The organism is Streptomyces sp. TRM68367, assembly GCF_014495685.1.
In the GTDB taxonomy this organism is placed as follows: Bacteria; Actinomycetota; Actinomycetes; order Streptomycetales; family Streptomycetaceae; genus Streptomyces.
Genome location: NZ_JACTVI010000039.1, coordinates 18,737 through 30,875, shown reverse-complemented (window position 1 = coordinate 30,875; position 12,139 = coordinate 18,737). Strand labels below are relative to the sequence as shown.

Here is a 12,139-nt window from a genome sequence, read left to right as displayed (position 1 = left end):
GTGGCTCCGCCGCGTGGGCGCGCCCAGCCCCCACCGGCCCGCAGGTGACTACCGTGCCCCCAGTGCCCAGGCGACATCCCTGAGCAGGGGCTGCCGCCACCCCGCCCGGTCGTGGTCCGACGCCGACCGCGAAACCCGCACGGTCGCACCGGCCTGTTCGGCCAGGGCCTCGGTCAGCGCGCAGTGCGGCAGCATCCGCGTCTCGTGTTCCCCCACGTCGAACGCGACCCGCAGCCCGGACAGGTCGGGGCGCTCCCGCAGCCGCGCGGCGATGGCCCCACCGACCGGTCCGCCCAACGGGTCCGCCAGGCCCATGGCGTCGGGCGTCCACCAGAACGACCCCGACTGACAGGCGACTCGGGACACCAGGTGCGGGAACTCCAGCGCCGCGTACATCGCACTCAGCCCGCCAAGGCTCTGCCCGGCGACCACCAGCCGGTCCAGATCGGCGGGTACGCCGGACTCCGCCACCATCGGCAGCAGTTCGTCCCGGACCGCCTCCCACAGCTCCGGCCTGCACCCGAACTCGGCCTTCCGGTCCCTGGTCGGAAGGAAGACGAGGGTGACGGGCGGCATGTCGCCACCGGCGACGGCCGAGTCGAACGCCGTCGTCGCCGGGTGCAGGTACAGCCAGTCGTCCCCGTCGAGCAGCAGGACCACCGGTCCGCCGCCGCCCGCCGGGTGCACGCGCACGGTACGGCGCCCGCCGAGCCGCTCACTGGCCCAGCGCAGCCGGGTGCGGGGGACGGGCAGGACGTCGTCGGCGCGGACGACGGGCCAGTGCGGCTGGGCCGGGGCGTCCGGGGTCGCCGCGATGGACCGGTCACCGCCGGCACCGACCGGGTTGAACGGGTCGGCGTGAGCCTCCTCGCCCACCAGGAACTGGTAGGTCATCCGCAGCCGCGCCGGCATCTGCACCTCGGCGTACCAGCAGTCCGTGTCGCCCCACCGGCGCAGGGGCACCGGCTCCGACCAGCTCTCGAAGCCGATGCCGGCTGATTCGGGCCCGCGCCACAGGAACAGGGTCACCCAACCGCCGTCCTCGGCAGGCACCGACGCGGGTGTCCGCGCCGCCGCCCAGAACTCGTCGGTCCCGGGCTTGCCGGGCAGACCGAACCCGGCGAAGGGGTTCTCCATGTCGGCCGCCACAAACGTCTCCTTGTGAGAGGGGAGTGGGAAGACTAAGCTCGCCGTGATTAGGTGAGCCTAACCTAATTGCAGCCGGTCTGTTCTTCAACACCGCTGGTCCCCTGACCCGAGGAGGCGCCGAACATGAGCACCAACCCCTTCGACGACACCGAAGGCCGTTTTCTGGTCCTGGTGAACGACGAGGGCCAGCACTCACTCTGGCCGTCCTTCGCCGAGGTGCCCGGGGGGTGGACGATCGTGTTCGAGGAGAACACCCGAGACGCCTGCCTGGACTTCGTCGAGACCCACTGGAGCGACCTGCGCCCCCGATCCCTCGTGAAGTCCGCGGACGCCTGACCTCCGCAAGGGCCGGAGTGCTGCCGCGCCGATCTTTCCCGGCGCGGGCGAGACGCACGGCGCCGGTCTACGTATGAGGCAGGAAGCCGGCCGATCCGACTCGGCCGACCGAGCCCGCAGTGCACCGGCGCCCTGAAGGAGCCCCCATGTTCTGGAGCCCCTCCCGTGTCTGCCTGCTTCTCGTCGCCCTGATCGCGGACCTGGTGCTGCTGGCCGCGGTGTCCGCCACCGAGGCCGGCGCGACGGTCCCCGATCCGCACGGGCCCCGGGTCGTCGCCGAGGAATAGGGGGGCGTCCGGCCTCGCCCTGGCCGGGACGCTCACTGCCGCTGCTGCATGTTCCCCTCTGCCGCCGAGCCGTCCGACGCCGACGCGGTGCCGGGGGAGACGACCTCCCCCTGGACCACCTGAGGTGCGGGCCGCTCCCCGGCCGCCGACGCCTGCTCCTCCTTCGTCGCACGGGCCTCGGCCTTGAGGATGCGGGCCGACTTGCCCGCCGAACGGGCCAGATCGGGAAGCCTCTTGGCGCAGAGGACGGCGATGACGACGATGAGGATGACGGCGAGTTCGCTCAGTCCGAACATCAGGGTCCTGTCCTTCTCGTGAGCCGGCGCTGCCGGGGCGGGTCAGACGTTGACGCCGAAGTCGGCGGCGATCCCGGCCAGCCCGGAAGCGTACCCCTGGCCGACAGCGCGGAACTTCCACTCCGCGCCGTTCCGGTACAGCTCGCCGAAGACCATCGCCGTCTCCGTGGAGGCGTCCTCCGACAGGTCGTAGCGGGCGATCTCCGCGCCGCCGGCCTGGTTGACGACGCGGATGAACGCGTTTCGGACCTGCCCGAAGCTCTGGCCGCGGTTCCCGGCGTCGTGGATCGACACCGGGAAGACGATCCGGTCCACCTCGGCGGGCACGGCCGCGAGGTTCACCCTGACGCTCTCGTCGTCCCCCTCGCCCTCGCCGGTGAGGTTGTCGCCGGTGTGCTCGACCGAGCCGTCCGGGCTGGTCAGGTTGTTGTAGAAGACGAAGTGCCGGTCCGACAGCACCTTGCCGGAGGTGTCGAGGAGCAGCGCGGAGGCATCGAGGTCGTGGTCGGTGCCGGTCGTGGTGCGCACGTCCCAGCCCAGTCCGACCAGTACGGCACTCAGGCCCGGCGCCTCCTTGCTGAGCGAGACGTTGCCGCCCTTGGCCAGGGAAACTCCCACTGTGTGCTCCTTCTCGGCAGGTGCGATGGAGGCCCGCGGGCCGGGCCCCGGACACAGAATCTACAGGACTGTAGAGGAAGCTGGCCAGCCTTCCCTCTACGATCCTGTAGAGGAGCGCTACGGGCGGTGCGCCCGGGCGTCTATACGATGTCCGCTCGGGAAACGGCGGCGGAGCGGCGGAAGGGAGACAGAGCGTGACCGGTCACCGGCAGCGTCCCCGGCGGCGGGGGCAGGGCGAGCTGGAGGCGCTGGTCCTGACGGCGCTGCGGGAGGCGGACGGCCCGGCGACGGCCGGCTGGGTGCAGGAGCGCGTCGGCGGAGACCTCGCCTATACGACCGTGATCACGATCCTGACCCGGCTGCTGGCCAAGGGCGCGGTCACCCGGGAGCGGTCCGGCCGGTCCTTCGCCTGGACGCCCGCCTCGGACCAGGCGGGCCTGGCCGCGCACAAGATGCGCAAGGTGCTCGACGCCGCCGAGAGCGACCGCGAGGCGGTGCTGGCCAGCTTCGTCACCGGCCTCGGCCCGGACGACGAGCGGCTGCTGCGCGAACTGCTGGACCAGCCGCGCGGCGAGGGGGAAGGCTGAAGCCGCATGGGGATGTTCGTCTTCCTTCCGCTGGTGCTGCCGTTGAGCGCCTGGCCCATCGCCCGTCTCGCCGAGCACCGTCTGCATCCGCGCAGCGCCACCCGGCTGCTGACCGGCGTGGCCGCGGTGATGGCGACGTGCAGCACGGTGTGCCTCGGTCTGGCGATGGTCGTCGGCACCGCCCAGCTGCCCGGCAACCCCCTGCCCGACGGCTGGTCGGACCCGGAGGTGCGCGCGGCGGTCCCGTACGACGAGGTCGCCGGCAAGGCGGCCATCCCCGCGCTGTGCCTCGTGGTCGCCGCCTGCGGCCGGACCCTGTGGCGCCACGGGCGGGTACGTCGCAGCGCTCACCGCGCGCTGGCCGGGCTGCCGGTGACTCAGGCAGCCGTCCTGCCCGACGACGTGCCGTACGCGTACGCGCTGCCCGGCGGCCGGCGTGACCGAGTCGTGGTGAGTACGGCCCTGCTGGCCCGTCTCGAACCGGCCGAGCGGCGGGCGCTGTTCGCCCACGAGCGGGCGCACCTTGCCGCCCGGCACCACCGCCACCTGCTCACCGCGCAACTGGCCGCGCGCGCCAACCCGTTCCTGCGGCCGCTGCGCACCGCGGTGTCGTACACGTCGGAGCGGTGGGCGGACGAGGAAGCGGCCCGGGCGGTCGGCAGCCGCCGCACGGTCGCGTCGGCCATCGGCAAGGCCGCCCTGGTGTCCCGCGGCACCCCGGCCCCCACCCTCGCCGGTCTCGCGGCGCCGGGACCGGTGCCGCGCCGGGTGGCGGCCTTGCTCGGCCCGGCTCCCGCGGTGCGCGCGTGGCCGCCGGTGTTCACCTCGGTGGGGCTGGCGCTCTGGGGCGCGGCCGCGGGCACGGCCGTGTCGGCGATGTCGTCCGCGAACTCCGCCGTGACGATGGTCCTCATCCTGCACGCCGCCACGCCGCTGTGATACGCCGTCCGTACGCTGCACGGTTGGATCGGGCCAGGTGAAGTGCCTAGGGTGCGGAGGATGTTCTGCTCTGATGTCACTCATGTAACGAACGCAAGAAGAGTCACGGCGGCCCCGGAAAGCAGGGGAGGCACAGCAGTCCCACAATGCATCGGGAGGCCCGGTGGCTGACACCGCGCATTCGGTGGACGCGGCGACTCCGAAGCAGCAGGACCGGCCCTCCGCGGCCGTACGGCAGCCGGGCGGGCAGCGCGACGCGTTCTTCGACAACGCCAAGTACCTGGCAGTCGTCCTGGTGGCGGTCGGGCACGCCTGGGAGCCGCTGCGGGACGGCAGCCGCACCGTCACCGCGTTCTACACGCTCGTCTACGCCTTCCACATGCCGGCGTTCATCGTCATCTCCGGCTACTTCTCCCGGAACTTCGACGCGAGCGGGCCGCGGATCCGCCGACTGGTCACCGGGATCGCCGTGCCGTACATCATCTTCGAGACGGCGTACACGCTCTACACCAGATGGACCGACGGCGAACCGGACCGCCCGATCAGCCTGCTGGATCCCCTGTACCTGACGTGGTTTCTTGCGGCCCTGTTCATCTGGCGGCTGACCACCCCGATCTGGCGCATGGTGCGGTGGCCGGTGCCCCTCGCGCTCGCCCTCGCCATGGCGGCCACCCTCTCGCCCGAGATCGGCGACGACCTCGACCCGCAGCGCGTCCTGCAGTTCCTGCCCTACTACGTCCTGGGCCTGTGCCTGCGGCCGGAACACTTCCGGATGCTGCACCGCCGCGCGGTGCGCGTGCTGGCCGTGCCGGTCTTCATCGCGGCTCTCGTCTTCGCGTACTGGGCGGTCCCGCGGATGAACTTCGCCTGGTTCTTCCACAACGACAGCGCGGCGGAGCTGGCCGCCCCCGACTGGTACGGGCCGCTCATGACCCTGGCCATGTTCGGCTGTTCGCTCACCCTGGTCGCGTGCTTCCTCGCCTGGGTGCCCCGGCGCCGGATGTGGTGCACCGCCCTGGGCGCGGGCACGCTGTACGGCTATCTGCTGCACGGCTTCCTCGCGCAGGGTGCCAAGTTCTGGGGCTGGTACGACCCCGCGTGGATGCACCGGCCGGTGGGCGCGGTCACGGCCGCCGTGGTCGCGGCGGCGGTCATGACGCTGCTGTGCAGCCCGCCCGTGCAGCGGGCCTTCCGGGTGCTCATGGAGCCGGAGATGCGGTGGGCGTTCCGGCCGGAGGGAGCCGCCACGCGCGGCTGACGAGACCGGTCTTCCCAGGTGACGTGCACCTCGCCTTTGTGCAACTAGTTGCACAAAGGCGAGGTCGTGTTCTACAACTACACACACGACACCGCGCACGGAGGCCCCGATGAGCCGCTACCCCTACCTGCTGAGCCCCCTCGACCTGGGCTTCACCACCCTGCCAAACCGGGTCCTGATGGGCTCCATGCACGTCGGCCTGGAGGAGGCCGAGGGCGGGTTCGCGCGGATGGCGGAGTTCTACGCCGCCCGGGCCCGCGGGGGAGTGGGGCTGATCGTCACCGGCGGCATCGCACCCAACGAGGAGGGCCGGCCGTACGAGGGCGGGGCCAAGCTCACCACCGAGGCGGAGGCCGGGCAGCACCGGGTCATCACCGAGGCGGTGCGCCGCGAGGGCGGCCGGATCGCGATGCAGATCCTGCACTTCGGCCGGTACGCCTACCACCGCGACCTGGTCGCCCCCAGCCCTCTCCAGGCGCCCATCAGCCCGTACCCGCCGCGCGAGCTCACCGACGCCGACGTGGAGCGCACGATCGACGACTACGCCCGCGCCGCCCGCCTCGCCCGGCAGGCGGGATACGACGGCGTCGAGATCATGGGCTCCGAGGGCTACCTCATCAACGAGTTCATCGCCGCACAGACCAACCACCGCACCGACCGCTGGGGCGGCTCCTACGAGAACCGCATGCGCTTCCCCGTCGAGATCGTCCGGCGGGTGCGCGAGGCGGTCGGCGAGGAATTCATCGTCGTCTACCGGCTGTCCATGCTCGACCTCGTGCCCGGCGGCTCCACGCTCGACGAGGTGGTCACGCTCGCCAAGGCCGTCGAGGCCGCCGGGGCGACGATCATCAACACCGGGATCGGCTGGCACGAGGCCCGCATCCCCACCATCGCCACCTCCGTGCCGCGGGGCGCCTACACCTGGGTCACCAGGCGGCTCATGGGCGAGGTCGCCGTGCCGCTCGTGACCACCAACCGCATCAACACCCCCGAACTCGCCGAGGAGTTGCTCGCCGAGGGCTGCGCCGACATGGTGTCGATGGCCCGCCCGATGCTCGCCGACCCCGACTTCGTCGCCAAGGCCGCGGCCGGGCGGCCCGAGGCCATCAACACCTGCATCGGCTGCAACCAGGCCTGCCTCGACCACACCTTCAGCGGGCAGATCACCAGCTGCCTGGTCAACCCGCGCGCCTGCCACGAGACGGAACTGGTGCTGTCCCCGACCCGGCGGCGCTTGCGCGTCGCGGTCGTCGGTGCCGGACCGGCCGGTCTGGCCTGTGCGGTCTCCGCCGCCGAACGCGGGCACGACGTGACGCTGTTCGACGCCGCGCCCGAGATCGGCGGCCAGCTCAACATCGCCCGCAAGGTCCCCGGCAAGCAGGAGTTCGACGAGACACTGCGCTACTTCCGTACGCGACTCGCCCAGCACGGCGTGGACGTACAGCTGAACACCCGGGTCCGGGCCGCGGACGTCGATGGCTACGACGAGGTGGTGGTCGCCACCGGCGTCACGCCCCGCACCCCCGACATCCCCGGCGTCGACCACCCGAGCGTCCTCGGCTACCTCGACGTCCTGCGCGACGGCGCCCCCGTCGGCGACCGGGTCGCCGTCCTCGGCGCGGGGGGCATCGGCTTCGACGTCGCCGAGTACCTCACCGACAGCGGCGACAAGGCGCACGAGAACCCGGCGACGTACTTCCGCCACTGGGGCGTGGACACGGACCACCGGACGCCCGGCGGCCTGACCGCCCCCGAGCGGCCCGTCCCGCCGCGCACCGTCCACCTGCTCCAGCGCAAGGCCAGCAAGGTCGGCGCGGGGCTCGGCAAGACCACCGGCTGGATCCACCGCACCGAGCTCAAGCACCGCGGGGTCACCATGGTCCCGGGCGTGCGCTACGACCGCATCGACGACGCCGGACTGCACCTCACCGTCGGCGAGGAGAGCACGGTCCTCGAGGTGGACACCATCGTGCTGTGCACCGGGCAGGAGCCGTGCCGCGACCTGTACGACGAGCTGGTCGCCGCGGGCTGCTCCGCGCACCTCATCGGTGGCGCCGACCTCGCGGCCGAACTGGACGCCAAGCGCGCCATCAAGCAGGGCACGGAGCTGGCGGCGACAATTTAGGCACTGAGGGCCGTACGCCGCGTCCCTAGGATGACTCCATGTCACTCCCGCACGCGATCCTCGTCGCCCTGCTCGAAAAGCCGTCGTCGGGGCTGGAGCTGACCCGCCGGTTCGACCGGTCGATCGGCTACTTCTGGTCCGCGACGCACCAGCAGATCTATCGCGAGCTGGGAAAACTGGAGACCAACGGCCTGATCCGGGCGCTGCCCGCCGAGCAGCCGGCCCGCGGGCAGAAGAAGAGCTACGAAGTGCTGCCCGCCGGCCGCGCCGAACTGGCCCGCTGGACCGCCGCCTCCCAGGACCCCAAGCCGCACCGCGACGCCCTGCTGCTGCGGCTGCGCGCGGCGGCCGTGGTCGGCACCGACGGCCTCGAGGCCGACCTGCGCCGCCATCTGCGGCTGCACGAGCAGCAGCTGGCCGAGTACGAGGAGATCGAGCAACGCGACTTCCCGCCCGGCCGGGACGGCACCGAGGACCGGCTGCGGCACCTGGTGCTGCGGGCCGGCATCGACCTCGAGACCTTCTGGACCCAGTGGCTGCGGCGAGCCCTGACGGAGTTCGCCGACCTGCCCGGCCACGGACACGAGCGCACCTGACCGCCGTTCGCCCCTCGGCTCAGAGCCGGTACGGCCGGTTCCGGCGCCGCAGGTACCAGGCCGTGGCGGCGATCCCGGTCCCGACCAGGGCGCCGCCCGCCACGAGCGTGACGGTGCCGTAGTCCCGGGCCGCCCCGCCGACCCCGCCCATCACACCGCGCGGCGACGCCGAGGCCGTGGCGGAGATCGTCGGGGTGGAAGCGGGGGAGACGATGACGGACTGGGTGCCCGCGGTCTGGTTGTTCGAGCACATCACGATGACGGTGTACGTGCCCGGGCTGACGTTCGACCAGGCGGCCGACTGCAGGGCGCTCGTCCCCGACAGCGACACCTGACGCCCCTGGGCGAAGTTGGCCTGGCTGCTGTTCAGCAGCGAGGCGGTGCCCCAGCTGCCGTTGATCTGCGTGCAGGCGCTGGTCGTGACCGACACGGTGGACCCGGTGGTGCTCACCGAGATGCCCGGGCCTGCTGCGGCCGGCCCGGCGGCCAGGGCGAGCGGAAGCGCGGCGGCGGCCGCCCCGGTCAGGGCCGAGCGGAGGAGTGGCTGGGAGTTGCGCATGTGGTCTGCCCTCCGACGACACGGTTGGCGGTACGTCCCTTGCGCCGCCGAGGGTCGGGAGGTGCCCGTGCCGCCTCAGGGGCAGCCAACGCGCCCGCGGCCCGGCCCGCATTCCGGCTGCCACCGGGCAGGTGACGGATTCCCTCGTCCGGCCGATGCCCGGCAGGCGCATCGGGCAGGGCAGGTGGCGCTGGGGTGGGCTTCAAGGGTGCGCTGCCCGGTCGGCTATTCAGCGGCTGACTGCACAGACCCGAGGTGGTCGATCGACCGCAGCCAGGTGTCCGCGACGGTGAAGCCGCGTGGGAACGGATCGGTCGGGTCCATGCCCATCTGGTAGACCCCGGTGATCCAGGCCTGCCCGGCGACCGTGGGAACGACCGCGTCGTACGGGCCGACCCTGGCGGTGTCCAGCACCGAGCTCTCGAACCTGCTCCCGATGAGGGACTCGTGGACGAACGTCTCGCCCTGCTCGATCTGTCCCTTCGCGTGCATCGTGGCGAGCCGCGCCGATGTCCCGGTGCCGCACGGGGAGCGGTCCACCCGGCCGGGGGAGACGATCACCGCGTTGCGGGAGGTGAGTACGCCCTGCTCCCGGCGGAGCGGGCCGGTGAACTCGGTGATGGTGATGCCGGGGATCTCGGGGTTGTCCGGGTGGCTCACGGTCAGCTGCTCGGCCGCGGCCTTCTTGATCCGCTGGCCGAGTTCGCACAGCGTACGCGCCTCGGAGGGATGCAGCTCGACGCCGATCTGCTCGGCGTCCACCAGGACGTACGTCATCCCCCCGTACGCGACGTCGACCGCGATCTCACCGAGCCCCTCGACCTTGACCGGCTTCTGAAGGAAGTAGCAGAAGGCCGGCTGGTTGACGAAGCGGACGCGGACCACCTTGCCGTCCGCGCAGTCGCACTCGACGCGGATGAGCCCGGCCGGAGACTCCAGGACCAGCTTGGTCACCGGCTCGGTCATCGGCAGGATGCCCGTCTCCAGCAACACGGTCGCGACGCACATGGTGTTCGAGCCGGACATCGCCGGGTACTCCGTCGACTCCATGATGATGTACCCCATCTGCGCCTCGGGGTGGTGGGAGGGGACGAGTACGTTGGCGTTGTGGTGCGCGGCGCCGCGCGGCTCGAAGAGGATCATGCGGCGCAGGTCGTCCTGCTGCGTGGCAACGTACGTCCGCTTGTCGAACACCGTCTCTCCGGGTATGTCGACGACCCCGCCGACGACGACCCGGCCACTCTCGCCCTCGGCATGACAGTCGACGACGGTGACAGTCTTGTTCCAGCGCATGGCTACCAGCTTTCTGTGGGGAAGGGCTTCCTGACGGTCCGATGCCTGACGTCGATGGTGGCGACGGTCTGCCCGGCCTCGACGGACGCCCCTTCGGGCAGGGTGGCGCCCGATGCGATCCGCAGCTGCGCCATCACCAGGTCCCGGTCGGTGACCTGCTCGGTCACCGTGTGCTCCACCTGGATCTGGGGGTTCATCTCGATGAACACGTGGTTGCCGCGCTCGTCGACCAGGAACTCGACCGTGCCCGCGTTCACGTAGCCGATGTGGCGGGCGACGGCGACGGCGTCGGCGCAGATCCGCTCCCGCAGCCGCGGGTCCAGGTTCGGCGCCGGGACGATCTCGACGACTTTCTTGGTGCCGGCGCTGCACGGGGCAGACCGCGTCCGCACCGGCTGTGCGGGCGGCCCTGATCATCTCGTCGACCGACAGGTACGCCCGCACCGGGTGCCCGCGCTCGCCGATCAGGTACGACTCGTCGGCCTTCGCCCGGTGCAGCGAGTTGCGGTCAAGGTGGAGCCGCCTGGGTCGGCACCCGTTCACCCGGACACCGCTTCTGCGCTGTCCGACCGTGACAGTCGGGCGGGGGCATCGCCGGACTCCCAGAAAGAGGCTCCCTTGATGCCGGCCTTGACGGGGTCGAAGACCGGGTCGAGCCCGTCCTTCATCTGGCGTTCGTAGTCCCGCAGGGCGCGAAGCGCTATCGGCAGGAGCAGGGCGATGGCGATCATGTTGAACCAGGCGATGAGCCCGTACCCGATGTCACCGAGCTGCCACACCCGTTCGGTGCTGCGCACCGTGCCGAGGTAGGCCGACAGCAGGACCACGGCCTGCACGATGCGGGCCGGAACACCTCGGGAACTGCCGGTGAGGTACACGATGTTCGTCACGCCGTAGTAGAAGTACGACAGGAGTGAGGTGAAGGCGAAGAAGAAGATCGCAACGGCCACGAACCCGGCGCCGAAGTCCGCCCCTGGAATGCCCGTGTCGATGGCGGTCTGCGTGAAGGCCGCCCCCGGTTCCACTCCCGGAAGGTTCTCGACGAGTGCGTCTCGCCCCTCGGGCAGGATGTTGTACGCCCCGGTCGAGAGGATCATCACGCCGGTCGCCGTGCAGACCAGAAGAGTGTCGATGTACACGGAGAACGACTGGACCAGTCCCTGCTTGACCGGGTGGGAGACCGAGGCCGCCGCACCGGCGAAGCCGCCCTCGCCGACACCGGCGACGTTCGAGTAGAGGGAGCGTCGAACGCCCCAGGACACCGCGGCGCCGATCATGCCGCCGAAGACGGCGTCGGTTCCGAACGCGGAGCCCATGACCATCCGCACGACCCCCGGGATCTCCCCGAAGTTGGCGATCAGGACGACGATGGCGAGCAACACGTAGCAGGCGGCCATGAACGGCACGACCTTCTCGGAGAACGCGGCGATGCGCTTCGTGCCGCCGAACACCACAAGCCCGAGAATGGCGACCACGACCAGCCCGGTCAGCCACGTCGGAATGCCGAAGGCGGCGTCCATCGAGGTGACGATGGTCGAGGACTGCACGCCGGGGATCAGCAGGGCGTAGCACAGCACCGCCACGCCGGCTGCCGCGACTGCGAGCCACTTCAGACCGAGGCCCTTCTCGATGTACCAGGGAATGCCGCCGCGGTACTCGCCTTCGGACTTGACCTTGTAGATCTGGCCGAGCGTGGCCTCGATGAACGCGCTGGAAGCAGTGAGAACGGCAGTGGCGATCATCCAGAACAACGCGCCGGGCCCGCCGAAGGAGATCGCGGTGGCGACGCCGGCGATGTTGCCCACGCCGACCCGCCCTCCCAGCGCCATGGCGAATGCCTGGAAAGAGGAGGTGCCCGTGTCCGAATCAGCACGCCCGAAAAGACACTTGATCATTCCTGGCAGGTGTCTTACCTGCACACCGCGCGTGGCGATGGTGTAGACGGACCCGGTGATGAGCGTGACGTATACCAGCGGGTTCCAGATGAGGTCGTAGATGGTGGTGAGGAGTTTTTCCATGTCATGTTCCCTCTGCGTGAAGAGACGTCCTTGTCTCCTGAGAGGCGTCCCGTCCTCTCGCGGAACGCCGCGAGGCAG

13 protein-coding genes and 1 pseudogene are annotated in these 12,139 nt (G+C 71.0%); 7 read left to right on the top strand and 7 right to left on the bottom strand.

Annotated features, from left to right (window positions below; translation table 11 throughout):
• Nucleotides 1-48: 48 nt before the first annotated feature.
• Nucleotides 49-1,137, bottom strand: coding sequence for an alpha/beta hydrolase-fold protein (locus H8R17_RS23920; protein WP_187825295.1), 1,089 nt, complete (start codon nt 1,135-1,137; stop codon nt 49-51).
• Nucleotides 1,138-1,272: 135 nt separating this feature from the next.
• Here H8R17_RS23920 and H8R17_RS23915 point away from each other — a divergent pair, with 135 nt between their 5' ends.
• Together H8R17_RS23915 and H8R17_RS23910 are read left to right on the top strand one after the other, a co-directional pair.
• Nucleotides 1,273-1,485 (top strand): MbtH family protein, encoded by a 213-nt coding sequence (locus H8R17_RS23915; RefSeq protein ID WP_187825266.1) that lies wholly within the window; start codon nt 1,273-1,275, stop codon nt 1,483-1,485.
• Nucleotides 1,486-1,631: 146 nt separating this feature from the next.
• Nucleotides 1,632-1,772 carry a hypothetical protein gene (locus tag H8R17_RS23910; protein WP_187825265.1) on the top strand — a complete coding sequence of 47 codons (141 nt, stop codon included), beginning with the start codon at nt 1,632-1,634 and terminating at the stop codon, nt 1,770-1,772.
• Nucleotides 1,773-1,804: 32 nt separating this feature from the next.
• Here the strand turns inward: H8R17_RS23910 and H8R17_RS23905 are convergent, their stop codons facing one another.
• Both H8R17_RS23905 and H8R17_RS23900 read right to left on the bottom strand, forming a co-directional pair.
• Complete coding sequence (locus tag H8R17_RS23905; protein WP_187825264.1) at nt 1,805-2,068, bottom strand: twin-arginine translocase TatA/TatE family subunit; 264 nt, start codon at nt 2,066-2,068, stop codon at nt 1,805-1,807.
• Between the two features lie 42 nt (nt 2,069-2,110).
• Nucleotides 2,111-2,686 carry a TerD family protein gene (locus H8R17_RS23900; RefSeq protein WP_187825263.1) on the bottom strand — a complete coding sequence of 192 codons (576 nt, stop codon included), beginning with the start codon at nt 2,684-2,686 and terminating at the stop codon, nt 2,111-2,113.
• A gap of 194 nt (nt 2,687-2,880) precedes the next feature.
• On the opposite strand from H8R17_RS23900, the gene H8R17_RS23895 reads away from it, so the two are divergent.
• The 5 genes from H8R17_RS23895 (at nt 2,881) to H8R17_RS23875 (ending at nt 8,191) form a co-directional block, all read left to right on the top strand.
• On the top strand, nt 2,881-3,273 hold the full coding sequence (locus tag H8R17_RS23895) for a BlaI/MecI/CopY family transcriptional regulator (RefSeq protein WP_187825262.1): 393 nt from the start codon (nt 2,881-2,883) through the stop codon (nt 3,271-3,273).
• 6 nt (nt 3,274-3,279) lie between these two features.
• Complete coding sequence (locus tag H8R17_RS23890; protein WP_187825261.1) at nt 3,280-4,212, top strand: M56 family metallopeptidase; 933 nt, start codon at nt 3,280-3,282, stop codon at nt 4,210-4,212.
• 163 nt (nt 4,213-4,375) lie between these two features.
• Nucleotides 4,376-5,470 (top strand): acyltransferase family protein, encoded by a 1,095-nt coding sequence (locus tag H8R17_RS23885; protein ID WP_187825260.1) that lies wholly within the window; start codon nt 4,376-4,378, stop codon nt 5,468-5,470.
• Nucleotides 5,471-5,579: 109 nt separating this feature from the next.
• Nucleotides 5,580-7,595 carry an NADPH-dependent 2,4-dienoyl-CoA reductase gene (locus tag H8R17_RS23880; RefSeq protein WP_187825259.1) on the top strand — a complete coding sequence of 672 codons (2,016 nt, stop codon included), beginning with the start codon at nt 5,580-5,582 and terminating at the stop codon, nt 7,593-7,595.
• A gap of 38 nt (nt 7,596-7,633) precedes the next feature.
• A complete protein-coding gene (locus tag H8R17_RS23875) occupies nt 7,634-8,191 on the top strand; it encodes a PadR family transcriptional regulator (RefSeq protein WP_187825258.1) in 558 nt (185 codons plus the stop codon).
• 19 nt (nt 8,192-8,210) lie between these two features.
• Here H8R17_RS23875 and H8R17_RS23870 read toward each other — a convergent pair whose 3' ends face one another.
• From H8R17_RS23870 to H8R17_RS23855, 4 genes and pseudogenes are all read right to left on the bottom strand, one after another.
• Complete coding sequence (locus H8R17_RS23870; RefSeq protein ID WP_187825257.1) at nt 8,211-8,750, bottom strand: hypothetical protein; 540 nt, start codon at nt 8,748-8,750, stop codon at nt 8,211-8,213.
• Nucleotides 8,751-8,975: 225 nt separating this feature from the next.
• On the bottom strand, nt 8,976-10,043 hold the full coding sequence (locus tag H8R17_RS23865; RefSeq protein WP_187825256.1) for a proline racemase family protein: 1,068 nt from the start codon (nt 10,041-10,043) through the stop codon (nt 8,976-8,978).
• Nucleotides 10,044-10,135: 92 nt separating this feature from the next.
• Nucleotides 10,136-10,559, bottom strand: a pseudogene (locus H8R17_RS23860) (biotin carboxylase N-terminal domain-containing protein); the annotation flags it as partial.
• 23 nt (nt 10,560-10,582) lie between these two features.
• Entirely contained in the window at nt 10,583-12,061 is a 1,479-nt protein-coding gene (locus H8R17_RS23855) for a sodium:alanine symporter family protein (protein WP_187825255.1), read from the bottom strand.
• Between the last annotated feature and the right edge of the window lie 78 nt (nt 12,062-12,139).

Coding starts and splice junctions, on each gene's coding strand:
- H8R17_RS23910 (WP_187825265.1), top strand. CDS start 1,632: ATGTTCTGGAGCCCCTCCCGTGTCTGCCTGCTTCTCGTCGCCCTGATC.
- H8R17_RS23855 (WP_187825255.1), bottom strand. CDS start 12,061: ATGGAAAAACTCCTCACCACCATCTACGACCTCATCTGGAACCCGCTG.
- H8R17_RS23875 (WP_187825258.1), top strand. CDS start 7,634: ATGTCACTCCCGCACGCGATCCTCGTCGCCCTGCTCGAAAAGCCGTCG.
- H8R17_RS23870 (WP_187825257.1), bottom strand. CDS start 8,750: ATGCGCAACTCCCAGCCACTCCTCCGCTCGGCCCTGACCGGGGCGGCC.
- H8R17_RS23920 (WP_187825295.1), bottom strand. CDS start 1,137: ATGGAGAACCCCTTCGCCGGGTTCGGTCTGCCCGGCAAGCCCGGGACC.
- H8R17_RS23890 (WP_187825261.1), top strand. CDS start 3,280: ATGGGGATGTTCGTCTTCCTTCCGCTGGTGCTGCCGTTGAGCGCCTGG.
- H8R17_RS23880 (WP_187825259.1), top strand. CDS start 5,580: ATGAGCCGCTACCCCTACCTGCTGAGCCCCCTCGACCTGGGCTTCACC.
- H8R17_RS23905 (WP_187825264.1), bottom strand. CDS start 2,068: ATGTTCGGACTGAGCGAACTCGCCGTCATCCTCATCGTCGTCATCGCC.
- H8R17_RS23865 (WP_187825256.1), bottom strand. CDS start 10,043: ATGCGCTGGAACAAGACTGTCACCGTCGTCGACTGTCATGCCGAGGGC.
- H8R17_RS23915 (WP_187825266.1), top strand. CDS start 1,273: ATGAGCACCAACCCCTTCGACGACACCGAAGGCCGTTTTCTGGTCCTG.